Source organism: Oleiharenicola lentus (assembly GCF_004118375.1).
In the GTDB taxonomy this organism is placed as follows: domain Bacteria; phylum Verrucomicrobiota; class Verrucomicrobiia; order Opitutales; family Opitutaceae; genus Lacunisphaera; species Lacunisphaera lenta.
Genome location: NZ_SDHX01000001.1, coordinates 2,686,490 through 2,710,913, shown reverse-complemented (window position 1 = coordinate 2,710,913; position 24,424 = coordinate 2,686,490). Strand labels below are relative to the sequence as shown.

Sequence of the window (24,424 nt, the reverse complement as noted above, 5' to 3'; positions counted from 1 at the left end):
GGATCAGGCGATAATGTCATGGACCACATTGCCGTGGACATCGGTGAGACGGAAATCCCGCCCTTGGAACCGGAACGTGAGCCGGGTGTGGTCGAGCCCCAGCAGATGCAGGATGGTGGCTTGGAAATCGTGGACGTGAACGGGGTCCTTGATGACATTGAAGCCCAGATCGTCGGTCTCGCCGTAGCAAAAGCCCGGCTTAACTCCTCCGCCGGCGAGCCAGCTGGTGAAGGCGTAGGGGTGGTGGTCGCGCCCCCAGCGGTGGCGTTCACCGAGATTGCCCTGGATGAAAGGCGTGCGACCAAACTCGCCGCCCCAGATGACCAGGGTGTCGTCCAGTAGTCCCAGGCGCTTGAGGTCGCTGACGAGGGCGGCGGAAGGTTGGTCCGTGTCGCGACACTGGTCATAGAGTTCGGTCGTTACCGAATTGTGCTGGTCCCAGCCCGCGTGCATCAGCTGGATGTAGCGTGAGCCACGCTCGATGAGGCGGCGCGCCATCACGCAGTTGTGGGCAAAGCTTCCGGGCCGGTTAACCTCGGGGCCGTAGCTGGCCAGCACCTCCGGCGGTTCCGCCGAAAAATCAGCCAGCTCCGGCACGCTCATCTGCATGCGTGCCGCCATCTCGTATTGGGCGATCCTGGTCGTGATTTCCGGGTCGCCGAGCAGGTGGTGCTGTTGCGAATTGATCTGGGCGATCGCATTCAGGACCTCGCGCTTCATCCGCGGGCTGATGCCGGGGGCGTTCTCCAGGTAGAGCACCGGCTCCCGGCCGCCGCGGAATTTCACCCCTTGGAAACGGGAGGGAAGAAACCCGTTGCCCCAATAAAATTCGTTGAAGGTCTGACCGCAGGTGGTGGCATGGTTTACCGAAGTCAGCACGACGAAGGCCGGCAGTTCCTCGGTTTCGGAACCCAGGCCGTAGCTCAGCCAGGCGCCCAAGGTGGGCCGGCCGGGCAACTGGGCGCCGGTCAGCATGAACGTGACGGCGGGGGCGTGGTTTACCGAATCCGTGCGGAGCGACTTGATGAAACACAGCTCGTCGACGATCTTTGCCGTGTGGGGGAGAAAGTTGCTGACCCAGGCTCCGCTTTGGCCGTGCTGACGGAAAGGTTCGATGGGGGCCAGCATCACCTTGCCGTTCGCTTCGCCTGTCATGGTACTGAAGATCTTGTCCCCGACGTAAGACGGCGGGACAACCTCGCCGTGCATCTGCTGCAAACGCGGTTTCCAGTCGAATAGATCGACGTGGGTGGGGCCGCCGCTCATGAACAGGTGGATCACGCGCTTGGCCTTCGGGGCGAAGTTGGGCAGTCCGGGAAGTCCTCCGAAGCGTTGGGATGGGGCGGCCGTAGCAGCGGAGAGCCCGTTGCGCGCCAGAAGGTAAGCGAGCGCGGCAGTGCCGAGCCCGGCGGCGCTGTGGCTGATAAACTGGCGCCGGGAGAGGTGCTGCTGGCGGGCGTGGATCGGGTTCATAGATCAGCTCTTTGTGAGGGTTTCATCCAGATTGAGCACAGCCAGGCAGAGCATGGCCCAGGCGGCGTGCTCGGCGGGGTCGGTTGAAAGAGCCGCACGCCAGTCGCCGACGTTGAGGAGCGCCCGCGCATCTTCCGGACTGGCGGCGAAGGCGGCCTCGTGGCGGGCCAGTCCGGCGAGCAGAATGCTGGCCTCGGCGGCGCTCGGTGAACGAGACAGCAGTCGTTGGAAGACAAAGTGCAGGCGGTCTCCCGGCAAAGTCCCGGCGGCCAGCGCGTGCCCGGCTAGGACACGGGCCGCCTCGACATAGGTCGGATCGTTCAGCGTGGCGAGGGCGTGCAGAGGAATGTTGGTGCGCGTGGGCTTCACAGAGCAGACGAAGCGCGCGGGGGTGTCGAAAAACACGGTGGGCCCGACGCTCCGCCGCCAAAAGGTGTAGAGACTGCGACGGTAGAGGGATTCCCCCGTGTCGGCCTGATAGTGTAGTTTTCCGAAGGATGATTCCTCCCAGATGCCGGGTGGCTGGTAAGGGAAAACGCCGGGACCCCCCATCGTGCGCACCAGCAAGCCGCTTGCAGCCAGCGCCTGGTCGCGGATCATCCATGAAGGCAGGCGAAACCGGGGGCCGCGGGCGAGATGACGGTTTTCCGGGTCCCGATCCAACAGCTCCGGCGTGAGCCGGTTATCCTGCCGGTAGGTCGCGCTGGTGACGATGGTGCGCACGAGGTGTTTCATGTCCCAGCCGGAGTCGCGGAAGTCGGCGGCGAGCCAGTCCAGCAGATCGGCATGCAACGGGACTTCGCTCTGAACCCCGAAATCCTCGACTGTCTTCACGAGCCCGACGCCGAAGAACATCTGCCAGATGCGATTCACGGTGACCCGGGCCGTCAGTGGGTTCTCCGCGGAGAACAGCCAGCGGGCCAGGTCGAGCCGGTTGGCGGGTGCCCCGGACGAAAGTCCGGGCAAAAAAACAGGCACGCCGGGCGCCACCTCGGCGAGGGGACGGTTGTAAAGGCCGCGATCGAGCACGTGGGCGGGGCGCGGCTTGGGGGCATCGGCCATGATCATCACCCGGACCATGGCACCCAGGAGCTTATCCCGGGCGGCGACGGCGGCGTGCAGCCGTCTCACTGCGGCGGCGTAGGCGGGCTGGGCGCCTTCGATGGCCTCGGCGAGGGCGAGGAGCTTCTCGGCGGAGCGGGTGTGGGCGGCCTTGTCGAGCGCGCCCAGGATCTCTCCGTTGAAGCCGAGGGCGGCGGGGGATTTGGAGGCAGGCTCGCCGGGCGGACGAGGAAATACGGCCAGCTCCAACTCGTCCACCGCCGCTTGCAGCGGTGCGAGCCGGTCTTCGCAGGCGGCCAGCTCGGCGCGCTGCGCGGTCGTTGAGAGATCGAGGACCGGCTTGGTTTGCGGGTCGCCTCCGGAGCCGTCGACCGGTGTGCGGTTGAAGAACGCGGAGAACGCATAGTAGTCGCGTTGGGTGACGGGATCGAACTTGTGGTCGTGACAGCGGGCGCAACCAAGGGTCAGCCCGAGCCAGGCCGTGCTCGTCGTCTCAGTCATGTCGAGAACGTAGTCGATGCGGTTTTCCTCCGCGATGCGGCCGGCTTCGCCATTGATGGCATGGTTGCGCAGGAATGCGGTGGCCAAGATCTGCTCGGTGGTGGCATGCGGAAGCAGATCCCCCGCGAGCTGCCAGAGGGTAAACCGGTCGTAGGCGAGGTTTTCGTTGAACGCTTTGACGACCCAATCCCGCCAGGGCCACATGGTGCGCGTCAGATCGCCGCGGTAGCCATTGGTGTCTGCGTAGCGGGCGAGTTCGAGCCAGTCCCAGGCCATGCGTTCGCCGTAAGCCGGCGAGGCGAGCAGTCGGTCGACGACGCGCTCAAAGGCGCCGGCCTCGCGATCAGCGAGGAACTCCGCCACCTCGGCCGGAGTGGGTGGCAGGCCGGTGAGATCCAAGGTAACCCGACGGATGAGGGCCGAGCGGCTTGCCTCCGCCGCCGGAGCAAGCCGGACAGCCGCGAGGTGCTGGCGCACGAATGCATCAACGGGATGCCCCGCGGTCGATGACCGGCCGTCCGAGGACACTTCCGGACGAGTGAGGGGGGTGAATGACCAATGGCGACCCCATCGGGCGCCGCTCGCGACCCAGCGTGTCAGCAGGTCCTTTTGGTGGGGGGAGAGGCGCTTGTTCGAATCAGCCGGCGGCATCAACTCGTCGTCGAACGACGAGTTGATGCGGTTGATGAGCTCGCTCTCGGCGCTGTCACCGGGCTTGATGATGAAGTATCCTTGGCGCGGGGCCTTCGCGTCCGGCTCCTCGTCCAACCGCAATTTGGCCTTGCGATGGCTGGCGTCGGGGCCGTGGCAGTGAAAGCAATTGTCGGAAAGAATCGGGAGGATTTCGCGGCTGAAATCCGGATCACGGTCCGTGGCACTGGCCTCCCCCCCGGCGACGAGCGTCGCCGCGAGCGCAGCGAAAACATGCGACGGCCGCAGACGGACGCGGGAAGACGAAGGATACCCGCTGCCGGCTTTCACTGGGGGGCTTGGTGTTGTTTGCGCACGAGGATGACCCAGTCGCGGTCCGGGTCGGAGGGCGGCTGGCCAAGGAATTGGCGGGCGTTGTTGTCGCCGTCGCCATCTTCGCCGGTATTGCCGGTGTTGGTGATGGTGGTGATCGAGCCGGAGCGGGGATCGCCGCCGTTGCGGGGGTCGAACCAGCGGATCTCGTAGGTGCCGAGGAAGCGCTCTTTGCCGAGCCCGGTGTAGAGGCCGCCGGCGCTGCCGAGGTTTAGGATGGTTTTGGTGCCGCCGGATTTGAGGAAGATGACGTAGGTGTCGCCGGGGAGTGCGAGGCAGTAGCCGTTGCGATGAGAGATTAGCTCGTTGGCAGGGTTCATGCGCCAGAAGGGAATTTTGTTCTTCCCGAAGAAGTCCAAGGCGTGCCGGGCCTGGTCCCAGAATTTGTCGCGGGTGCGCCAGTCCTGACAGGTGAGGTCGGAGTGCGGATTTTTGTATCCGAAATACCATTCGTTGCCCCAAGCTCCGGCGAGGAGGGCGCCCCAGAGGGAGCCTTGGCGGGAGAGGTCGTGGGCGGGATCAATGTCGTCGGGCGGCAGCGCGAAGTTGGCCGGGCCTTGTTCGTCGTTGGCGATGATCCAGGGGCGGCCGGCGGCGACGGAGAGGCGGCGCCAGTGTTGAACCACCTCGTTGCAGGAGTGGGAGTCGATCTGGATGGAAAGGCCGGTGAGGCCGACGTCTGGGCCGAGCAGATCGGTAAAGGGGAGGCCGTTGTGGATGACGATGGGGTGTTGGTAGGGGTCGTTGCGGCGGAACCAGGAGACCATGGCGCGGCGTTGGTCGGGGTTCATGGGGGTGGTGGGATGGTTGGTGACCCATTCGCCGTTTTCTTCGCCGAGGTTCCAGTTGAGAGCGAGGTGGTGGCCGAAACGGGCGAGCATTTCGCGGTAGTAGACCATGGTCTTCAGGCCGACGGAACCGTGGTCGAGGAGTCCCTGGCTTTCCATCTCGGTGAGTTTGAAATGGAGGAAAAGGCCGAGGCGTTGGGCGTGGGTGAACACGATCTCCCACTGGTCGAGTTTGGAAACATCGTAGCGGTCGTGGGTGTGATAGTCGGTGAAGGGGAAGACGTTCTGGTCGTCGCCCTCGATGTTCATGGTGAGCATCGAGACGGAGTTGAGACCCTTGCTCGCGATGTAGTTGAGGGCGCCGATCATGGCTTTGCCCTTGCCGCCTTGCCACATGGGGTCGCCGTTTTGCCAGTCGCGCAGGTGGGCCGCCCAGGTTTTGACGAGGTTGTCCTTCTTGCCGTCCTGATGGAAGGTGCCATCGAAGTCGGCGTAGGAGAGGAAATTCTCCGGGGCGTCTGGGCCTTGCTTGAGGAAGTAGACGCCGGATCCGGCAAAGCGGAGATAATGGCCGCCGTCGTGCTGGAGACGTCCGTGGGCGCGGAAGTCGCGCCCGGTCTTGTTGGACGGGGCGATGGTGAAGGTGCCGGACTTGCCGTCCATGAAACCGGCGGGTTCGCCGGCGAGCAGCATGGTGCTGGCGGCGACGAAGCGACCCTTGCGGAACTGGGCAGACCAAGTCCACTCGCCGGGGGCATCGGGGGCGAAGTGGGCGCGCCAGACGGAGCCACTCACGGCGGAAGTCTCGCCCGCGTTGCCATCGGCGGCGAAGTAGCCGGGAACCAGGAAGGTGCGGCCGCTGGCGGCATGGGTAAACGTGACGTTGAGGCGGTAGTGTGTGAAGGGGTTGTAGGCGTCAGTTTCGCTGGTTTCAGGTCCGGCAAAATCGAGGGTGACCTTGTGCCAGGTTTTTAGCTCCCCGCTCACAGGGGTGGCGGTGGCGACCGTCGGGGCGGACGCCAGCAAAAGGCAGGAGGACAACAGGAGCAGGAGGGGTTTCATGAAGAGGATGAGGATAATTTGGGCGGGAAATTACGTGGGGGCGTCGGTGAGGCGGGTAATGGCCGGTCCGGCATCTCGGACGACCAAGCAGGTGATCACTGAGGTTTGGCCGCGGTGCTTTGGCGGGCGATGTCGACGTCGCGGCGGGCGTCGTCGGTGAGTCGGACCCAGTCGATGGTGCGGGTTTTGGCGAGGAACTGCGGGCGATAGTTGGCGGTGGCGGAGGCGGCGTAGGCTTTCCAGTGGGCGAGCGCGCTTTCGAGGGCGTTGACGGCAGCGGCTTGTTCGCCCGGAACCCCGGTCGTGCGAAACGCATGCAGGTGCGTGGCGCCACGGATTTTCGCGGCGTAGTAATTGGCGAGATGGGCGAAGGACTCGATGTCGTAGAGAAGTTCACTGAGTTCCTTGGCAATCGGACGACGGGCGGCGCGCACCGAACGCACATAGTCGAGGCCGGAGGCGGCGTCGGATTCTAACTGGTTCGCCACGGCGGGCGGCGCGATCTTGTCCTTTCGGGGATCAGCGACGCGTGTCGCGAGATATTCCGGAATCGTGAGCAGACCGGAGCCGGGCATCGTCTTGGTGGCGATGAAATCGTCGACGGTATGGAAGCCTTTGCGGAGGTCGAGGCAGCCCTCGACGGCCCACATGTAATCCCAGTCACGCCAGTGGAATTGGTTGACGAGTGCAACGGTGCGGGAGGCGGCGGTCCAGGCGGCGAGCAGGCGCGGGGCGTCGGCGTCGGGGAAGTGATGCTGGAGGATGGCCGTGAGGCGGGCCGGCGGCAGGTCGGGGTCGTAGCCGAGGCGGCCCCAGAGGAGGAAATTGAACCAGTGTTTCCGGATCTCGAGGTCGCGCGGGTGGTTGGGGCGGGTGCTGATGAATTCACGGCCCCAGACGTAGCTGTCGGAACCCAGGTAATAACCGGCGGTGAGATCGGGGCCGGGTAGGGCTTTCATGAAGGCGGAGACGTAGGCGGGGTCGGCCCAGCGGAAGTGGAAGAGGTCGTCGTTGCGGAGATTCCACCAGGATTTCACACCGTATTTTTTGAGGTCGGGGATGATTTCCTGTGCGGCCCAGTGCGGGGCGGGGGTGGAGTGGATGCGGGCGCGGGTGTATTTGTAGCTGAGGTTGATGGGACCGGGATAGCGGCGGACGAAGTCATTGATGATTTTCGGCATGCCGGCCTGCCATACACGGTGGATGACCTCGACGGAGCGTTCGGGCTGGAGCTTTTTCGCGTCAAGGATGCCTTCGCCGTAGGTGGCCCAGAGCCACTTCTCCCGGTCGAACTCATCATCGCGGTCCTGCATGTTTTCACCGGGGGTGAAACCGATCCCGGCGAGGTCGGGGTAGGTAAGGATGAATTCACGCACGCATGCGCGAAGGTAGGCGATCGTCCGGGGGTTGGTCTGGTCGTTATTGATGCCGTAGAGGCCGGCGTCGCCCTGGAGGTTTTCCTGCGAGCGATACCAGCCGGCAGGAGCGAGGCTGTTCATCCAGATGTTCCAGGTGACGAAGTAGACGTCGATACCTCGGTCCTTCGCGTGGCGCATGACGCGGCGCCAGAAATCTATTTTTTCATCAATCGTCATCGGCTTGAGGACGATCAGGTGGTCGAGCACGGGTTGGGAGATGCCGCAGCCGGCGATGAATTTCGCGACAGGTTCGTCGGCCCGTTCGGTGTCGAGGGGAAGTGCGGTGCCGCAAACATCTCGGAGAGCCGCGTCGGGATAATCGGCGAGCTTCACCATCGAGGGGAACGGATGAGGGTTCCAGAGCGTGAGGGTGTTGTAGCGGTGGCGAGCCATGCTATCGAGGAACTCGCGCCAGAACTCGAAATTCCACATCTCCGCGATGTTGGCTTGGGCGGCGTCACCGGCGTCCTGATAGGACGGGTTGCGGATATCCAGGGGGATGTTGAACTTCAGGCCGCGGCGGGCGACATGGGGTCGACCGTTGGCCGGTTGCACGCGGGTGGCGTCGCCGGAGGCGAGGCGAAGTTGTTCGGCGAGCTCGAGGCCGCCGTAGAGCAAGCCGCGGGCATCGCCGCCGCGAACGGTCAGGGTTTCGCCGGTATGCTCGATGGCGTAGGACTGGGCGTCGAGGGATCCGTCGATTTGGAGAACAATGGGGTGGGAGGGCTGGTTGGCGCGGGCGAGCGCGGACTGGATTTCGGCGGCCGCAAAGGCGGCCTGAGGCAGATTGGGGTCAAAACGAAGGGTCGCAGCGCTGACGGTTAGCGAGATGAGGGCGAAGACCAGGATGCGAACAAATGGCATGGTAAGGGGCGGTTGGTGCCTTTCAGCGAGAGAGCTTGAACAGGGCGGAGCCGTGGGGTGGCAGCAAGCGGGTCAGCCGGTCCTCGACCGGATTTTCGTCGGCACGGGTCCACAGGTTGCGAACCCGCCACGGGCCGCGCATTTCCTCGGCGATCAGATCAAAGGTCACCGCAGCATCCGCATCGCGCAGGTTGAAGAGGGCGACGTAGCGGGCGTCCGCGTCGGGCACGTCTGAGACCCAGACCCGGAGCGAGTCATCCTTGTGGTTGTTGCCGACCACTTGGCGCGGGCTGACGCCGTGGGTGTTGACGGCAAGCACTTCCGGGTTGGTCAGCAACGCGTAGGTTGCTTCATCGGAGGTGAGCGGATCCCCGCCCCACATCAGCGGGCTGCGGGCGATGCACCAGAGGGTCATGAGAGTCTGGCGTTCGGCGGGCGTGAAGTTGTCGTGGCGTTCGTTGCGGCCTTTGGTGCGGTTGAGATTTTCGGCGCCGGCGAATTCCCAGCCGGTGAGCATGAGTTTGCCGATCGGGATCATGTCGGCGTCGGGCCAGGTGCCGCGGCCGATGAAGGGGGACCAGGCGTCGAGCAGGTCGAAGTTGCGGCGGAGGTCCGCCCAGCGATCCCAAAAGTCGGCGGATACGCGCCACATGTTGGCGTTGGCCACGAGGTGGGCGGCCCGGCTGGGCGACACTTCGCCATAAGAGAGGCTGAAGACCATGGCCCGTCCGGTCTTGTCGATGGCGCGCCGCATCATGCTGATTTCTCGCTCGTGGTAGGCGGGGCGGAGCATGTCGTCGGCTTTGATGAAATCGACGCCCCAGTCGGCGAACATTTGGAAGAGTTGTTCGTAGTAGATTTGCGCGCCGGGGTGATCGACGTTCACGCCGGTGAAGATGCCGCCTTGAAAGGAGCTGGTGTCGCCGGGTTCAGCGATGTCCTGCATGCGATAGGGCGTGCCGCGCACAGGAAGATTGGCTTCGACGGCCTGCGTGGGGATGCCGCGCATGATGTGGAGGCCGAACTTAAGTCCCTTGGCGTGGGTATAGTCGGCGAGGGCTTTGAGGCCGACGCCGTGGGCGGCGGAGGGGAAGCGGTTGAGCGCGGGCAGGGGGATGCCGTGTGCGTCGACGGTGAGCTGAGGCAGGAGCAGGCCGGTGGCGGAGTCGCGTTGTTGCTTGGGTTGCCAGGTGTGCCAGCGGTTGTCGGGGTCCCATCCGGCAGGTCCCGGGTGGAACCACATGTAGTCGAGGACGGCGTAGTCGTAGCCGTGGGGGAGGAGTTTTTGGGCGAGGACGTCGACGGCGGCCTTGAATTGTTTTTCGGTGATGGCGGCGTGATAGGCGTCGTAGCTGTTCCAGCCGCGCGGCGGCGTGGATGACCAATTCGCGAAGGGGCGGGGCGCGAAGGGGGCGGGGTTGGCCGGCGGAAGACTGGCGCCTAGTGAAAACCCGCAAAGGGCGACGAGAAGAGCCCGGATAACAGGAACGTGGGGACAAGACATGGGGAAAGCTGTCCCCAGCGTGACTGACAAATCCGCGGCGGCGAAGACCTCAGGGTTTGACCGTAATCAGCCGGCCCGGAGCGGCGGAAGATTCAAAGCCGGCGCAGGAGCACGCGGCGGAATTTGACGAGGCCGGATCCGTATTGGAGCGCGATGGGGCCGGCAGCGTGTTTGGTGTCGTGGACGGCATCGACGGTGCGCACGCCGTTGAGTGTCACCGTGAGCACATTGCCGCGCGCGCTGATCTCGTAAGTGTTCCAGCGGCCGCCGGCCTTGGGCATGGGATCAACGGCAGCGACCCCGACAATGGCGCCGGTGCCGTAGCGGGGCTCCGGGCGCCGGTCGAATATGTTCACCTCGTAGGCGTTGGCGTCGGTAACGACCCGGCGGTCCTCGCAACGAAGGAACACGCCGCTGTTGGCCGGTTCATCGACCCAGAACTCCACGAGAAGTTCAAAGTCGACGAAGGATTCCTTGGTCACGAGGAATCCCTTGCCCGCGGTGGCTTGGACGATCCCGTCTGCGATGTTCCAGTTTGCATTGCCGAGTTGGTCCCAGCCGTCGAGGCCGGTGCCGTCGAACAGGGTGATCCATTTTTCGTCGGCGCGGACGGCGCATGCGGCCAGCAAGGAGGCGAGGAGCAGAGGGATGATGTTTCTCATGACCGATTGTGGGGCGAAGAATCCGTGAGGTTGGGTGCGAATGATGCGGAGCAATTCGTGCGCTTGTGAGAATCAGCGCGGCAGCGGCGCGCCGGCGAAAAATCGCGGGGAGATGAGCGCAACGCCTTCGCTGCTGAAGCCGGGCGCCGGTCTCAGCACCAGAAAGACATCGCGGGTCTGTTTGGCGTCGCGGATGAACGTGTCGATGAGCCCCGAGCGCTTCGCCAGAAGCTCGGGTGAGATCAGGCAGGTGCCGACGAGGGGACCATCAACGCGATCGAGGCGGATCTCGAGTTTGCCGGAAAAGCCGGCTGGCGCCCGGAGGGTGGCATCAAAGTAGTAATAGCCGGTCCCGAGCGGGATCTTCCCGAGCTGGGCATGGTTGCCGGTCAGTGCGGTCGGGGATGCGAGTTTAATTTCGTAGGGCTGGTTGACTCTCACCGGTTTCACGCCCCCGATGGTTTGTTGGACGGGCATAACTGCGCCGTCAGGCGCGTAGTGCAGGTAATCGATGCAGACCGAACGCTGAGTCCAGGTTCCTGGGCCTTGGAAGGAATCCTGGCGCCAGGATGAGAGGGCGGAAGTGTGGTAAAACAGGTAGTCCTGACCGTGATACTCTACAATGCCGCCATGGTTTGATTGCGTGAGGCGCCATGGCACGTAGTTGCGGCCTGGAAGTGCGGGGCCTCCCGTCACGCCCGCGCCGAGTTCGTGGTTGAGAATGCCGCCATGTTGCAGTGGACCGCGCGGCGAGTCGCCCCAGCTCCAGTCGAGGTGGGATTTGGCGCGGGCTGGATCGTCGGGATGGGCGGGGTTGAGCTTGTTGCCGTATTTGGTGTGGTAGCTGAAGTAATAGCGCCCGTTGCGTTTGTGCATCCAGGCGGCCTCCATGAAGTTCTTCGCGCCAACGTCCAGCTTGAAGGCGGCGCCCTCGACGTCGCGCATGTCGCTGCGGAGAACGCCCATGAAGTTCTGATTCCAGTAAAGGTAGGCGGTGCCATCGTCGTCCACGAAGACGGCAGGATCGAGACCTGCGGTGGGCACACCGCGCATGCGGGGGTTGGTGACGGTGAAACGGCGGTCCATCCGGTCGCTTTCGGCCACGGCAACATAGCGGTCGATCGTGCCGTCGGCCCGCAGGTTGCGCATGGGAAAATAAAGATAGTAGGTGCCGTGGCGGTAGATGATATCGGGTGCCCAGATGGCCCAGTCCTCGCCAGGGGTTTCGTTCAAGTCGGCCAGGCCGAGGATTTCTCCGTGGTCGGTCCAGTGGACCATGTCGGCCGAGGAAAAAGCGCGCACGGCATGCATGGTGGCGTAGCCGCCGCCGTCCTCGTGGTCCACCGACGTGACCATCCAGACCCGGCCATCAGGCATGACCTTGGGGGCGGCATCGGCGGTGTATAGATGCCGGATGACCGGATTGCCGAGGGGGTAGGGGGCGGGGTTAACGTTGGGCTTGGAGTAAGATTGTGTCCAGAGGGCCGTGGAGACCAGGAGCGCGGGCAACGTTAGTTTGGGCAGCATCATGGTGTGGATAACTGGCTGGTTTACGGAGAAGCCTCGGGACCGGGCAGGTATTCGAACCAGTCAAACGTCGCAGTGTTGGTCGATGGCTGGCCTTCGCTGCTGGCATACATGCCGACAAAAGGTCCGATGAAGCCGCCTGCGCGGGAGGTGCCGCAAACGCGGGCATCCTGCGTGGGACCAATGGGGCGAAGGTCTTCTAGGCTGGAGCCGACAAGGAAAGTGTAGGCGAGCATGTTGCCCTCAAGGGCAAGGACTACCTCGGGTGAGGGCCACGGATGCGAGGCGACTTCGGTCTCAACCCCAGCCTCCATTTTCCGCAAGGAGATCACGTTTTGGCCATCGTGCTGGCAGAGCAGCAGGCGGTAATGGAACCGGTCGTTCTGCATGGCGACCAATCCCGCGGTTTCTGATGGGGCGGCCGGGGAAAGGGTCAGGCGGGTTGCGGCACGGAAACGAAAGTGCTGGATGCGACGGGCCACGAGCGAAGGGTTCTCCGGCTTGGTCACCGATTGCGGGCGAAGTTGGAGCGAGAGCGAGCCAGGTTGTTTTTCGAGGCTCCACCAGGTTTCGAACGGGGTGCGAAGAAAGTTCCACTGAAGTCCAAGTTTGGGCGTGGCGAATTCGTCTCGCGGGGTCGGGGAGGGCACGGGGGACCACACCAGGGCGGGGCGGCGGTCACTTTCGAGGACGCGGCCGATGCCGGGATTGTAGACGAGGGTCTGATCTTGCCATGCGACGGGCGTAAGAAACGTTTCGCGGCCGAGGAGGTTGTTGCGGTGACGGGTGCGGACGCCGAGCATGACGGACCACCATTCGCCGTTTTGGGTTTCGACGAGATCGGCGTGGCCGGTGGTGCTGATAGGTGCATCGAGGCCGAGGTGGCGGTGAGTGAGGACGGGATTGCCGTGATCGGGCACGTAGGGCCCGGTGATCTTGTCGGCGTGGTGAATGGTGACGGCGTGGTGGTGTCCGGTTCCGCCCTCGGCCACGAGCAGAACATATTTTCCGTTGCGCTTGAACAGGTGGGGCCCCTCGGTCCAGCGGGCGTTGGCCGCGTGACCGCTGGTGAGATTAAGGCGGGGGCCGACGAGCCGGCCTTTCCCGGTATCAAGTTGCTGGAGATAGATGCGGTTTTCGTTGGGCCAGCGTTGCCCGCCTTCGATCCAGCCGGCACCGGTATACCAGCAGGTGCCGTCATCATCCCAGAAGAGTGAAGGATCTATACCCGGAGCGTCCTTCAGCCAGATGGGATCGGACCACGGGCCGGCCGGATCGCTGGCCGTGACGTAGAAATTCCCGCCGGAGTTCTGGGCGGTGGTGATCATGTAGAAAAGCCCATCGTGATACCGGATGGTGGGCGCCCAAATTCCTTGGGAGGCTTTCATTCCGTCTTTCATCGCGAGCTGCGAGGGTCGGTCCAGCACGTGGCCGATTTGCTCCCAGTTGACCAGGTCCTTGGAGCGATAGACTGGCACGCCGGGAAACCATTCGAATGAGGACGTAACCAGATAGTAGGTGTCTCCCACACGGCAAACCGAAGGGTCTGGATGGAAGCCGGGCAGGATTGGGTTGTTAAACGTAGCCGGAGCCTCATGGGGCGGGGTCACGGAGGCGTCGATGGTCGAGGTCAGGACGAAGCAGAGGCAGGTGATCGATATTAGTTTCACTTGGAATTGCGCTGCGGTGAACAAACGGCAGGCGGGCCGAGGCCGAAGGGGTTGCACGATTTACGGCAATCCACGCCAGCCGAACTGGCGAAACGACTGACGTATTGCCGTAATGCAGCCGAGCTGGCGGCGGGGAGGCGGGCCTTGACGGAGGGCGAGAGTGACCACGCGGCGCGTGGCCGATCTGCGCAGTGTATTACGGTGCGGCAATGTCGCGATTGAATGTAGCGCGCCGAGCCGGGTTTATGCTTTACAGATGAGGCGCTGTATCCCCGCCGGCGATCAATCTCGTATCCATCGTTACCTCATGGAATATCGATGGGGAAACAGGCTGCTGTTGGCAGCCGAGCGCCTTTGGATTTGGAGTGTCGGTTGGGGATTGGTCACGACGATTTCAGCGGCGGAATCTAGTCCGGCTGGCCACACCGGTCTGGACTCCGTCCGGCCCGCGGCGGCGGCATGGGTGAGGGTCAGGAGCGAAATGGTGGCGGCCGAGGCGGAGTGGGCCCGAGAAAAGACTTGGTTGCTTTCGTGGGCCCCGGTCCTCGAGGCCCGGGCGGCGCAGCTCGAGAACCGCACGCAACTGCTCGAGGTGCAACAAGCACGCGCGGAAAGCGGGCTGGCGGAGTTGAGAGAGAGTGCCGTTGGTCTCCAGAAAGCGCTTGCGGCGGAAGAAACGGCGCTCCTCGCCGCGGTCGGGGAATTGCAGCGGTTGAGTCCGAGGCTGCCGCCGCGCCTTGGGGAGTCCCTCACTCAGGCCTTCACGAGTCTCGGCGAGCAACAACGCCCTGCCGCCGAGCGACTGCAGTTTGCTGTGAACGTCCTGGCCCGGGCCCTGCAGTTCAACCGGGAAATCGTGGGAGGAGAGGAGAAGCTGCTCCTCGCGGGTGAATCGGCCCCCTGTCTGGTGGAAGTGGTGTATCTTGGCCTCAGCCGGGCCTACGCGCTCGACCGTCCGAAGCGGCGCGCCTTTGTTGGCGCACCCGGACGAGCGGCTTGGGAGTGGCAGCTCTTGCCGGGAGCGGCCGACGCCGTGGATCGTTTGATCGCAGTGCAGCGCGGCGAGCGGGATCCGGAATTCGTGCGTGTGCCGGGGCCGCGCGGGGAGGGGGCGACGCCATGAGGCTTCGGGCGATTATTCTGGGGGGAGCCCTTGGTCTGGCCGCTGCGCACGCAGCCGATGAGCCAACGGCAGCCCGCATTGACTACGAGGCCCGGCTGGCTGCGGCCGTTGCGGAATTGTCCGCCCTACATGCGCAGATCGATCGGGAACGGGGGCCGCTTGCCGCGGAGGTGCAGCGGCTGGAGCGTTTGATCGCGGCCCGCGAAGAGTCGATCAGGGAGCGGGAATTATCCGCCGCCCAATTCGACAATAGGCGTGAAGCGGCGGACGCTGAGCTCAAGGCATTGCGTCAGCAAAAGGCCTACGCCGAAGTGCAGTCAGACCTTTTATCCAAGGAATTGGTCTCTTCGCTTCGGCCCGGAGAAGGCGCCGTCGTGCCGGTCAGTGATACGCCCGATATTGTCGCCGCTCTGCGGAATGGAGTGACACGCCTTCAAACCCTGCTCGACGGAGAGGTCGCCGAGACCGAAGCCTACCTCCCGCATGACGGTTCGCTGGCACGAGTGCGTTACCGGGCCTTGGGCGGACAGGTATACTTTGTCACCACAGATGGCAGGCAGGCCGGAGTCCTGCAGCAGCGGGCCGGGGCACCCATCCCTGCGGGCGTGGCGGTCACTGGCTGGGATGCGAAGGAGGCGGCGGAGACGCTGGCGGGCGCGGGAGCCTGGCCGGTGGATGCCAGCGGAGGGCGCGCATTATCATTGCAGCAGACCCGCGGAAGTCTGGTTGCCCATGTCGCAAAGGGTGGGGTCGTCGGCCTGTCCATCCTCGCATTGGGTGCGGGCGCACTGGTATTCACCATCCTCAAGGCTGGGCAACTTCGGGGGCTTAGAATGGACGAACCGTCGCGGTTTGAACCGCTGATTGCGGCGGTGGCGGCCGCTCCGACTGAAGTAATCACCCGGCGGGCCAGCGGGCTCCGACCGGCGACTCGTGAATTGGTGGCCGAGGGAATGGCCCGGCTGGACTCCGGCCGGGAGGTGCTGGAGGAGCATCTTTTCGCCTTCATCCTGCGACAGCGGCAGCTGCATGAATCGAAACTCGGTTTCCTGGCGATGGCGGCGGGCATGGCGCCGCTGCTGGGTTTGCTTGGCACTGTTACGGGCATGGTGCGGACATTCGATTTGATCTCGGTTTTCGGAACCGGCCAGGCCGGTCGGCTGGCCGGTGGCATCTCTGAGGCGCTCGTGACCACCGAACTCGGCCTGGTGGTCGCCATCCCTGTGCTCATGGCCCACGGTTGGCTCAGCCACCTATCTCGCCGGAATCTCGCCTTGGTCGAAGGCTATGCCACCCGGTTCGTGGCCCAGGCGGAGGTGCGCGCCCAGCGCTATTCCTCACCAGAGTTTCCAGCATGAGCGCGAGCGTGATCCAGTTTGTCCGGCAGGGAGGCGTCGTGGCGGTTGCGCTGCTGCTGCTCGCCGCCTGGTTGTATGCGCAGGGCCTCCTGACGCTATTTTGGGTGCGCGGGTTGCGCCTCCGGCTGAATGCCGTCGTGCCGCAAGCCGGGCTCGCCGGGGCGTTGCGCCAGTGGCGGGCCGAGGCCGCTGCGGCGTTCTCGCGGCGTCAGGAACTGACTCGCCTGGGCATCGCGGTTGCTCCCTTGTTGGGATTGTTCGGCACGGTTCTCGGCATGACCGAACTTTTCTCCGTGATCGCGGCGGAGGGCGGCCGGCGCACGGTGGCCGACATGGCCGACGGGCTCGCCCTAGCGCTCTACACGACAGAATTGGGACTCGGTGTGGCGATCACGGGCCTCATCCTCCTGCAAGGGGCTGAGCGCCAGATGCGACGCCGGATGCGCGAAGCCGTAGAAATTGAGGAGCGCTCGCTCCGGGCTGTATGAGAATCCTCCGCCAACATCAGGCTGCCACCTCCACGGCACCGGCGATCGACCTGACGCCGATGCTCGACTGCATGTTCATCCTCCTGATCTTCTTTGTGGTCTCGAGTGTGTTTGTTCAGGAACCCGGTATCGACGTTGAGAAGCCGGATGTGCGCGGGGTCACCCGCCCCGAGAGCGATGCGCTCTTGGTCGCTGTAACATCGGACAACCATATCTACTACGACGGGCAGCCAGTCAGTGCGGCGCAACTTGCGACGGTGCTTCGCCGGGCTGCTGTCCGGCCTGAACAGCTGCTGGTTATCCGTGCCGACCGGGCCGCGACGCACGGGAGCTTTGCAACGGTTTACGCTGCGGCGCGGGAGGCAGGCCTGACCCGCGTGCGATTTGCGACCGTGGAGGAAGGATCGCCATGAAGCCGGTTTCTGACGCGGTGGAACTGGGATCGCCGGACAACCTGGCGCGCGGCCACCGGCTGCTCGCGGTTGCAGGTGGAGTGGGCGGCAGCGGCTTGATTCTGCTGGGGTTTGCCTGGTTGAACCAGCGGGATGTGGATCCGGTGCCCGATCCCGCGATTCCCTGGGCCGTTGAGATGGCGATGCCGCCACCGCCGCCACCGCCCGTGCCGCCCATCCCTGAACCGCCGGCAGGGGGAGCGACGGTGCCGAGGGAAATCGCACCGGTCCGTGCGCCCGCGCCGGAAGCGCCAGCCTTCGTGTCGCTGCAGGATATCAGATTGGCGGCGCCCCGGCCCGAATCCCGTGTGGATCTGCACTTCGCCCGGGAGGCTTTCATGCCCGAGGTGCAACCAGGCGGCTTGCAGTGGGAGCGCACCTTCACTGCCGGCGAGGTGGAGCGAGTCCCGGTGGCGCTCGATCCGCGGATTCCCCAAGTGGACTACTCACTCCTCCCACGCGACCGCCGGTCGGCCGTCGTTCTGCTCTTTGTGGTCACGGCCAAGGGCAAGGTGAGCAAGCTCCAACTGGTGCAGGGCGTGCATCGCCGGATCGATCCCGTGGTGATCGATGCCGTTCGCCGCTGGAATTTCCAGCCGGCCGTCAAGCAGGGACGTGCGGTGGATTGTTGGGTGCAGCAGCCGATTGTGCTCCAGCGTCCAGGAGTAGCCAATCCTTACGCCCTGTGATCATGCGCCACCTGCTGCAGTGTTTCGCGTGTCTGGGGATCCTTGGCTCGCTGTGCGCGGGTCCGCTGGCGCAGAAGGCCAAGCCCGCGGTCGGGACGACGGTCATCAACAGCAGTTACAATCTTCTGCGCAACCGTGAACCCGAAATGACCGCCGACGAGCACGCGCTTTACACGCAGGTCGTGCAGATGATTCCATTGCAGCCGGAGTTTGCCCTGCAATTGCTCGAATCGCTCGTGGCTGACGACAAGCCGGAGAGCCCGGCCTTTGAGTTCGTTTTGGGCAGCCTTTACCTCGAGCGACAGCGTTATGAAGACGCCGCCAAGCGGCTGCGATCCGCCACCGAGCGGTTCCCGGAGTTTGTCCGCGCTTGGCTCAACCTGGGGATACTGCACTACACCCGGGGTCACTTTCGCGAGGCTGAGCCCTGTTTTGCCCGCGCCCTAGCCTTGGGCGACCGGGCGGCACGCACCTACGGCTGGCTGGGCTACTGCCTGGAGTCCACGGGCCGCGGCCGATTGGCGGAGGCGGCCTACGAGCAGGCCTATCTGCTTGACCGGAGCAATGTGGACTGGGCCGCGGGCCTGATGCGGGTGGCGCTCGAGGCCGGCGAATGGCGCAAGGCCGAGTTGTTGCTGGAAGAGATGATCCGCCTGCAACCGGCGGTGGTGCAGCCCTGGCTACTGCTGGCCAGCGTCCAACAGCATCAGGGCCGGGCCATCGAGGCGCTGGCTACGTTGGAAACCGCGGCCCGACTCGAAGGAGCCGGAGGCGACGTTCGGTTGCAGCTGGCCCGCGCGCAGGCGGCCGCCGGGCTCCGGAGCGAGGCGCTGGAGAACTATGCGGAACTGAGACGGACACATCCGGCGCTGGGCGCGGAGCACTCGCTGGCTTTCGCCCGGAGTCTTGTCGCGGCCGGCCGGCTTGATGAAGCCGGGGGACTCTTGGAGGAACTGGAGCGCAACCCCGGGGAAGGCCGTGCGGATGTCGTCGCGCGGGTGCGCGCAATGTGGCTGGAGGCTACCGGTCGCCGAAACGAGGCGGTGGTTGCTTGGGATAAACTCGTCCAGCGGCATCCCCTTGACGGCGAGGCATTGCTGCAGCTGGGCCGTTTGCAGCGGCGGGCCGGACGCCCCGGCTTGGCCGCACTCGCTCTGGAGCGGGCCATGCGAATCGAGACCGTGCAGCTCGAAGCTACCATCGAACAGGCCAATCTCGCGCTCGACCAACACGATTTCGCCGCCTGCGCCGGGCACTTGCGCGCAGCCCTGGCGCTGCAGCCTTCACCGGTGCTGCAGGCCCAATTGGACCGCGTCACCCTTCTGTTGGAGTCTCATGAAAACACCGCCTCGAAACACTAGATTCCTACGTCTGACGGGTGTGGCCTGCTTTGCCCTGCTGCTGGCCGGCCGTCTGCCGGCGCAGCCCCCGCCACCGCCTCGCCTGCTGTTTCTCGGTTCAACCTTGGAGCTGAGCCGGGATGGAAACCGATTCGCAGCGCTGGTCGGGGCCGACGAGAACCAAGTGAGGGTGCGGACCGATGACGGGCTCGCGACCTGGAAACTGGATTCGATCAGGACGGTGCGCCAGCAGCGTGAACTGCAATTCGGGGTGGAGGAGTTGAAAGTCGAAAATACAGTCGCACTCCGCTGCTACAGCCCGAAGGCGGACCCTCGCACCCGCTGGGCGGAGGTGCAGGACATGCTGCTAAGCGCGCAGGCGGTGCAGCAGCAAATGCAGCAGATGGAGGAGTCCGGAGCCCTCGCCAATCAGGACGACGAGATCGGCTTCGCCTCGTCGGCGTTGCGGGGCACCGGGCAATCGGCCATGGCGGCAAGTGCGAGCGCCTCGTCCCTGCTGGCAAACGTGCGCAGCGGGGCGGCCTCAGCGGGCCCCGCCGATCTCAGCATAGCGGAGCAGGAATACGAGAAGGCTCTGGCCGAAGAAAAATACGATGCAATCAAGCTAGATTTCAGCGTCTCGTCACCGGTGTCGGTCAGCGACGTGTATGTCGTGCTGTTTGTGGAATATCAGGCCGCCGACGCGGAGGAGACGCAACAGCAGGTCGTGGTGAAAAGCCTGGGCGACTTGGGATCAACGCCTCGCCGGGTAACCATCCGGCGAGGCGGACTCCCTCCGGGTTACTTGCTCAAGGCGACTCGGATTCACTTCTACACTGGTGGAGAGGAAATGCCATCCAGCCTTTCGGATCGTCGAATGGAGATCGACGAGGAGAAAGCGTTCACCTATCTGCTCGTGCAACGGCGGCTAAAGTTTCCCGATGGCACCCACAAGCCGGCCATCATGTGGCGCGATCCCCGTCCGGTGCAGCTTGCTGGTTTGTCCGCCGGGGAATGGGATCGGAAACGGCGGTTTGTTGTCGACGCCAACGGGCGATTGAGCCTCGAAGCCGGCGATCCACAGGAAGCGTATGCAGAGTTGCTGGCCGAAGTGCGTTATTACCCGGCACTGCGCAACGGGGAGCCCGTCCGGGCGGTGCTCGATGGGACTCTGCGGCTAGTCCTCGGCGAACCTTGAGCAGACGAGGAATTTTCACACAGACTCATCTGGTCAGCACCGGTCTTGGGCGACGTGAAGGCGAGCCCCAACTGGTCGAGTTCGGGGTCGGCGACAAGGCGATCGGGGTTCGGCGCGCGAGCCGGCCTCCGCAGACGGTGGTGTCGGTGAAGGTGCAGTCGTCGGTCACGATGGGCAGGAGGTTCGGTCGGGTCGCAGCTTCCGCATAAGCGGACCAAGGCGAAGCGGCAGCGGAAGCAGGCGAAGGAACTTTATCGGTCAAGAGTGAAGAAAACGAGGTTCAGGGGGCGGCGCACAGGAATGGTGTCGCCGTGGGGTTGGAGGCGGCCGGTGGCCGGATCCAATGAGAACAGCTCCAGCCGGTCCGACTCGCGGGCAGCGACGAGCAACCAACGCCCGGTGGGGTCGAGCGTGAAGTGTCGCGGGTGGTGACCGGTGGGCACCCGCTCGATCAAGGTCAGCCGGCCGTCGGCCGGGTCCACGGCAAACACCGTGATGCTATCCAGCCTAGGTTCCTCGTGGCCGCGGTTGGAGGCGTAGAGAAAGCGTCCGTTGGGGTGGAGGCGGACCTCCGCGGCGGTGTGTGGCCCCTTGAAATCCGCGGGCAGCAGAGGGACGGTCTGGATCTCATCGAGGGCGGCGCGCGCGGGATCGTGGGCGTAGACCGAGAGGGTGTTGGCCAGTTCGTTGACCACATAGGCGTGGCGGCCGTCGGCGGAAAAGCGGAGATGACGCGGACCGGCGCCGGGAGCGGTGGCGCGGACCGGCGGATCAAGCCGCTGCAGGCTTCCCGCGTCGCTGAGCGTGAAGCGAACGATCGTGTCGGCACCGAGGTCGCACACAAAGACATGGCGGCCGGTGGGATCGGCGTTGATGGAATGGGGGAAGGCGCGTTGCTGACGCTCGGGATGCACGCTGGACCCGGAAAAACGCTCGACGGGGCCGGGCGCCCCGGGTCCGCCGTCAGGGGTGAGGGGAAGCGCCGCGGCGGCGGCGCCGCCATAGCTGCAGGTGAGCAGGTATCGGGTGTCGGGCGTCAGCGAGAGATGGACAGGAAAGGCCGTGCCGGTGGCGCGGCGGCCGAGTTCGGCAAGTTTTCCCGTGGCCGGATCAATTGTGAATGCAACCACGGCCCCGGCGGCGTCGCCCGGGGCGCCGGTTTGGATCGTCGAGTAGAGGATGGGGCGCGTCGGATGCAGGGCGAAGAAGCCGGGTTGAACCACGGTGGCCGCTAGGCGGAGTTCGCCGACGGTGCCAGTGTCGGCATCGAATGTGGCGGTGAGAATGCCGGGGCCGCCCTCGCTCGTGGATGTGCCGAGATAGAGATGCATGGGTGCGGCGGCCGGGGCCAGGGTGAGGGTCGAAGAGAGAAGGGCCGGGAGGAAGGATCCTTTCATGGGGCCGCGGGATCGAAGCGGATGGCGGTGACGTCACCGGTGGTGGACCAGAGGCCTTCGTCGGCTGCGGTGAGAATTCGCCCGTTGATGGAAACCTGGCGCAGCGTGATGCCCTCGATGCGGCCGTCGCCCTCGGTGCGGAGAAAGTTCTTCCCGCGCTGGACGCCACGGACGGTGACTTCGTCGAGCAGGATATTGCGGACGCGGCCCTTGGTCTCGATGAAACCAAGGAGCATGGGCACGTCGGTGTCGATGCGGATGCGGCGGAGCGTGACGCCATCGATCACACTGTCGGACGACTGCCGCCGCAGGTTGAGGAAGGCCTGGTTGGTTTCGCGTGCGGTCTTGTCGGCCGCCTCGTTGGCGATGAGGTCGATGTCCTCGACCAGGCAGTTGGTCGCGCGCTGTCCGGCGCCACCCCAGCCGAGTTGAAAGGGTGCGCCGTTGACCTGCTGCCAGATGACGAGACGGCGCGCGATCTGATCGCGGCCATAGAGTTTAACGGAGTCGTCGTTCACTTTGAGGAAACTGTCCTCGATGATGGATCCGTCGCCGCCGCCCCAGCCGTCGGTCTGGTGCCACCAGCCGAAGAGCTTGACGTGGCGGGTGGTGAGCCGGCCGCGGGAGAGCAGGCAGAAGTGGGTGGGGTTGGTGACGGTGATGCCCTCGATGAGCTGACGGTCGCCACTGCCGTTGAACATGACGGTGTTGAAGGGTATGCCGGCCGTGCCGGGACGGCGGGCATAGCCAAGGCCGGAGAGAATGCCGCGTCCGCGCACGGTGATGTCGGATGCATTCTCGGCGGTGATAGAGCCTTTCACGTAGGCACCGCCGGGAATATAGACGGTCTGGCCGGACTTGATGGTGAACTTCTCCCCGATGTCGTGCACCTTGCCGGCCTCGAACCAGATGACCTGCGGGTCGGCGCGGTCGGGGATGCCTTCCTCCGGCGGATCCGCAAAGATGAACAGCGGATCCTCGTCCGCGCCGGGAAACCTGATGTAGAGTTTTTCCGGACGATCGAGAGTGAAGGTGAGGGTGTGGCCCGAGACGGACGGCATGAGGCCGCGTGCCAGGGGAAGAATTTCGCCGCCGTCCGCGGGGCCGGACAGGCGGGCGACCTCGACGGTGATTGGGCCGGCGAAGGAGAAGGTTGTCCAGTGGTTGAAGTCCGTGCCCCGGTCGCGCAGGTGCTCGTCCTGATGGGCATGGTGATAGACGAAGGATTCCTGGGTGCGGCCGTCCTGGGTGACGCGCACCGTGTAGGCAGGGGAGCGGAATTCCTCGGCGGGGGCCGGGTAGGTCCAGACAGTCGCGAACGCGACCGGGGGCAAGGCGAGGGCGAAGGTGGAAGCGAGCAGCGCCAGGCGCATGGGCTGAGGTCAGTCGTTGGTGCGGACGTTGCGGGTGAGGTCGGCGGGAGGCGTCACTGGCAGGTGCGGACGGAGCAGAGCTGTGATTTTCTCGGCGACGGGCTTGCCCATGAGGTTGGTGTATTCGGCGGGATCCACCGTGTGGTTGTAGAGTTCCTCGCTGCCGTCTGCATAGCGGATGTAGTTCCAGTCCTCGAAGACGACGGAGTTGTTGCCGGGCAGATAGGTGACCACGGCTGGTTTTTCCCTCTTGGCGGCGGGATCGCGCAGCTGGGGCGTGAGGCTGGTGCCCTCGAGTTCCGCGGGAACGGAGGTGCCGGCTAGTTCCAACACCGTCGGGGTCACATCGAGAAAGGAGACGGCGCGGGCGGAGGGGCCGGGGGTGAAGCCGCGGGCGCGGATGATGAGCGGGGAATGGGTGCCCTGCTTCCAGAGGGAGAACTTCTCCCAGCGGTCCTTGTGGCCGAGTTGCCAGCCGTGGTCGCCCCAGAGAATGACGATGGTGTTGTCGCGGTCGGGGCTGCGATCGATGGCATCGAGGATGCGGCCGACGCAGGCATCCGCGTAGCTGATGCAGGCGAGGTAGGCCTGGACAGCGCGTTGCCACTCACCCTCCTGCTGCATGGCGCGGACCAGCGGGGTGGACCAGTTTTCGCGGGCGATGCCGGGGATATCAGCGAACTCATCGGGCGGCACGTAGGGCACAAGCACCTTGTCCAACGGATAGAGGTCGAAGAATTCCTTGGGTGCGAGCAACGGCGCATGGGGGCGGAAAATGCCGGCGGCGAGGAAGTAAGGTTGGTCGTGTTTCCGGGCGATCACCTCGGCGCAAAAACCGGCCATCTTCCAGTCGGCGGTGTCCTCCTTGCGTTCATCGATTGGTCCCCAGAGAGGGGATCGGAGCCCGTAGGGATTGCTGATGCCGTGGTCGTCACCATGAAGCCATTTGGCCCAGCCTTTCTCATCGAGGTAGGCTTGGGCGCCACCGGTGCCCGTGCCGCCGACATATTGTTCATTCCAGGAAACAGGATCGGACAAGTCGTTGGGTTTCGGGCCGGTCCCGCGGCCCTGGTGGAAGATCTTGCCGGCGGAGACCGTGTGATAGCCAAGTTGCTGCAGGCGCTGGGGCAGGGTGAGGAGCTGGTCGTTCCCCTGTCGTTTACGGCGAAAATTGCCTTCGTTCTCGTATTGGCCGGTCGTTTCCGGACGCAAGCCGGTCAGGAGCGCCACTCGCGAGGGATTGCAAGCGGGAGTGACGCAGTAGGCATTGGTGAAAAGCCGGCCGGAAGCGGCGAGGCGGTCGATATTGGGGGTGTGGGCAGGTCCACCGAGCGCGCCGATCCAATTGTTGAGATCGTCGAGTGCGATCATGACGATGTGCGGCTGGCGCTCGGAGGCAGCGGCGGAAAGCGGGAGGGTAACTGCGAGGGCCAGAAGGCAGAAAGTGCGCAT

General features: G+C 64.6%; 18 protein-coding genes. 7 read left to right on the top strand and 11 right to left on the bottom strand.

Annotated features, from left to right (window positions below):
- Positions 1-3 precede the first annotated feature (3 nt).
- The 8 genes from ESB00_RS11120 to ESB00_RS11085 all read right to left on the bottom strand — a co-directional run bounded on the left by ESB00_RS11120 (position 4) and on the right by ESB00_RS11085 (position 13,554).
- Positions 4-1,473, bottom strand: coding sequence for a DUF1501 domain-containing protein (locus tag ESB00_RS11120; RefSeq protein WP_129047759.1), 1,470 nt, complete (start codon positions 1,471-1,473; stop codon positions 4-6).
- Positions 1,474-1,476: 3 nt separating this feature from the next.
- A complete protein-coding gene (locus ESB00_RS11115) occupies positions 1,477-4,017 on the bottom strand; it encodes a DUF1553 domain-containing protein (protein WP_164976160.1) in 2,541 nt (846 codons plus the stop codon).
- Complete coding sequence (locus ESB00_RS11110) at positions 4,014-5,909, bottom strand: DUF5060 domain-containing protein (RefSeq protein ID WP_129047757.1); 1,896 nt, start codon at positions 5,907-5,909, stop codon at positions 4,014-4,016. The genes ESB00_RS11115 and ESB00_RS11110 overlap by 4 nt, the downstream gene beginning before the upstream one ends.
- A gap of 95 nt (positions 5,910-6,004) precedes the next feature.
- Positions 6,005-8,191: a hypothetical protein gene (locus tag ESB00_RS11105; protein ID WP_129047756.1), complete on the bottom strand. Its 2,187-nt coding sequence runs from the start codon at positions 8,189-8,191 to the stop codon at positions 6,005-6,007.
- Positions 8,192-8,213: 22 nt separating this feature from the next.
- Entirely contained in the window at positions 8,214-9,695 is a 1,482-nt protein-coding gene (locus tag ESB00_RS11100) for a glycoside hydrolase family 27 protein (protein ID WP_129047755.1), read from the bottom strand.
- Between the two features lie 92 nt (positions 9,696-9,787).
- Positions 9,788-10,357 (bottom strand): 3-keto-disaccharide hydrolase, encoded by a 570-nt coding sequence (locus ESB00_RS11095; protein WP_129047754.1) that lies wholly within the window; start codon positions 10,355-10,357, stop codon positions 9,788-9,790.
- Between the two features lie 72 nt (positions 10,358-10,429).
- Complete coding sequence (locus ESB00_RS11090; RefSeq protein ID WP_129047753.1) at positions 10,430-11,887, bottom strand: family 43 glycosylhydrolase; 1,458 nt, start codon at positions 11,885-11,887, stop codon at positions 10,430-10,432.
- A 20-nt stretch (positions 11,888-11,907) separates the two neighbouring features.
- Positions 11,908-13,554 (bottom strand): glycoside hydrolase family 43 protein, encoded by a 1,647-nt coding sequence (locus tag ESB00_RS11085; protein WP_218938733.1) that lies wholly within the window; start codon positions 13,552-13,554, stop codon positions 11,908-11,910.
- Positions 13,555-13,729: 175 nt separating this feature from the next.
- Here ESB00_RS11085 and ESB00_RS11080 point away from each other — a divergent pair, with 175 nt between their 5' ends.
- Genes ESB00_RS11080 through ESB00_RS11050 form a run of 7 tightly spaced genes read left to right on the top strand, consistent with a single transcriptional unit; the run spans position 13,730 to position 20,202 of the window.
- Positions 13,730-14,677, top strand: coding sequence for a DUF3450 family protein (locus ESB00_RS11080; RefSeq protein ID WP_129047752.1), 948 nt, complete (start codon positions 13,730-13,732; stop codon positions 14,675-14,677).
- Positions 14,674-16,035 (top strand): MotA/TolQ/ExbB proton channel family protein, encoded by a 1,362-nt coding sequence (locus ESB00_RS20010; RefSeq protein WP_129047751.1) that lies wholly within the window; start codon positions 14,674-14,676, stop codon positions 16,033-16,035. The genes ESB00_RS11080 and ESB00_RS20010 overlap by 4 nt, the downstream gene beginning before the upstream one ends.
- The gene (locus ESB00_RS11070) at positions 16,032-16,523 is read left to right on the top strand and encodes a MotA/TolQ/ExbB proton channel family protein (RefSeq protein WP_129047750.1); all 492 of its coding nucleotides are present in this window, start codon (positions 16,032-16,034) and stop codon (positions 16,521-16,523) included. The genes ESB00_RS20010 and ESB00_RS11070 overlap by 4 nt, the downstream gene beginning before the upstream one ends.
- Positions 16,520-16,936 carry an ExbD/TolR family protein gene (locus ESB00_RS11065; protein ID WP_129047749.1) on the top strand — a complete coding sequence of 139 codons (417 nt, stop codon included), beginning with the start codon at positions 16,520-16,522 and terminating at the stop codon, positions 16,934-16,936. The genes ESB00_RS11070 and ESB00_RS11065 overlap by 4 nt, the downstream gene beginning before the upstream one ends.
- On the top strand, positions 16,933-17,664 hold the full coding sequence (locus ESB00_RS11060; protein WP_129047748.1) for a TonB family protein: 732 nt from the start codon (positions 16,933-16,935) through the stop codon (positions 17,662-17,664). The genes ESB00_RS11065 and ESB00_RS11060 overlap by 4 nt, the downstream gene beginning before the upstream one ends.
- Positions 17,665-17,666: 2 nt before the next feature.
- Positions 17,667-19,025: a tetratricopeptide repeat protein gene (locus tag ESB00_RS11055; RefSeq protein WP_129047747.1), complete on the top strand. Its 1,359-nt coding sequence runs from the start codon at positions 17,667-17,669 to the stop codon at positions 19,023-19,025.
- Positions 19,000-20,202 (top strand): hypothetical protein, encoded by a 1,203-nt coding sequence (locus ESB00_RS11050; RefSeq protein WP_164976159.1) that lies wholly within the window; start codon positions 19,000-19,002, stop codon positions 20,200-20,202. The genes ESB00_RS11055 and ESB00_RS11050 overlap by 26 nt, the downstream gene beginning before the upstream one ends.
- A gap of 251 nt (positions 20,203-20,453) precedes the next feature.
- Here ESB00_RS11050 and ESB00_RS11045 read toward each other — a convergent pair whose 3' ends face one another.
- The 3 genes from ESB00_RS11045 to ESB00_RS11035 are packed head-to-tail and all read right to left on the bottom strand — an operon-like array spanning position 20,454 to position 24,424.
- Entirely contained in the window at positions 20,454-21,599 is a 1,146-nt protein-coding gene (locus tag ESB00_RS11045; RefSeq protein WP_129047745.1) for a lactonase family protein, read from the bottom strand.
- Positions 21,596-22,972 carry a hypothetical protein gene (locus ESB00_RS11040; RefSeq protein ID WP_129047744.1) on the bottom strand — a complete coding sequence of 459 codons (1,377 nt, stop codon included), beginning with the start codon at positions 22,970-22,972 and terminating at the stop codon, positions 21,596-21,598. The genes ESB00_RS11045 and ESB00_RS11040 overlap by 4 nt, the downstream gene beginning before the upstream one ends.
- Before the next feature lie 9 nt (positions 22,973-22,981).
- On the bottom strand, positions 22,982-24,424 hold the full coding sequence (locus ESB00_RS11035) for a sulfatase (RefSeq protein WP_129047743.1): 1,443 nt from the start codon (positions 24,422-24,424) through the stop codon (positions 22,982-22,984).

Coding starts and splice junctions, on each gene's coding strand:
- ESB00_RS11070 (WP_129047750.1), top strand. CDS start 16,032: ATGAGCGCGAGCGTGATCCAGTTTGTCCGGCAGGGAGGCGTCGTGGCG.
- ESB00_RS11045 (WP_129047745.1), bottom strand. CDS start 21,599: ATGAAAGGATCCTTCCTCCCGGCCCTTCTCTCTTCGACCCTCACCCTG.
- ESB00_RS11060 (WP_129047748.1), top strand. CDS start 16,933: ATGAAGCCGGTTTCTGACGCGGTGGAACTGGGATCGCCGGACAACCTG.
- ESB00_RS11110 (WP_129047757.1), bottom strand. CDS start 5,909: ATGAAACCCCTCCTGCTCCTGTTGTCCTCCTGCCTTTTGCTGGCGTCC.
- ESB00_RS11090 (WP_129047753.1), bottom strand. CDS start 11,887: ATGATGCTGCCCAAACTAACGTTGCCCGCGCTCCTGGTCTCCACGGCC.
- ESB00_RS11100 (WP_129047755.1), bottom strand. CDS start 9,695: ATGTCTTGTCCCCACGTTCCTGTTATCCGGGCTCTTCTCGTCGCCCTT.
- ESB00_RS11105 (WP_129047756.1), bottom strand. CDS start 8,191: ATGCCATTTGTTCGCATCCTGGTCTTCGCCCTCATCTCGCTAACCGTC.
- ESB00_RS11055 (WP_129047747.1), top strand. CDS start 17,667: ATGCGCCACCTGCTGCAGTGTTTCGCGTGTCTGGGGATCCTTGGCTCG.
- ESB00_RS20010 (WP_129047751.1), top strand. CDS start 14,674: ATGAGGCTTCGGGCGATTATTCTGGGGGGAGCCCTTGGTCTGGCCGCT.
- ESB00_RS11095 (WP_129047754.1), bottom strand. CDS start 10,357: ATGAGAAACATCATCCCTCTGCTCCTCGCCTCCTTGCTGGCCGCATGC.
- ESB00_RS11120 (WP_129047759.1), bottom strand. CDS start 1,473: ATGAACCCGATCCACGCCCGCCAGCAGCACCTCTCCCGGCGCCAGTTT.
- ESB00_RS11035 (WP_129047743.1), bottom strand. CDS start 24,424: ATGCGCACTTTCTGCCTTCTGGCCCTCGCAGTTACCCTCCCGCTTTCC.
- ESB00_RS11065 (WP_129047749.1), top strand. CDS start 16,520: ATGAGAATCCTCCGCCAACATCAGGCTGCCACCTCCACGGCACCGGCG.
- ESB00_RS11040 (WP_129047744.1), bottom strand. CDS start 22,972: ATGCGCCTGGCGCTGCTCGCTTCCACCTTCGCCCTCGCCTTGCCCCCG.
- ESB00_RS11050 (WP_164976159.1), top strand. CDS start 19,000: ATGAAAACACCGCCTCGAAACACTAGATTCCTACGTCTGACGGGTGTG.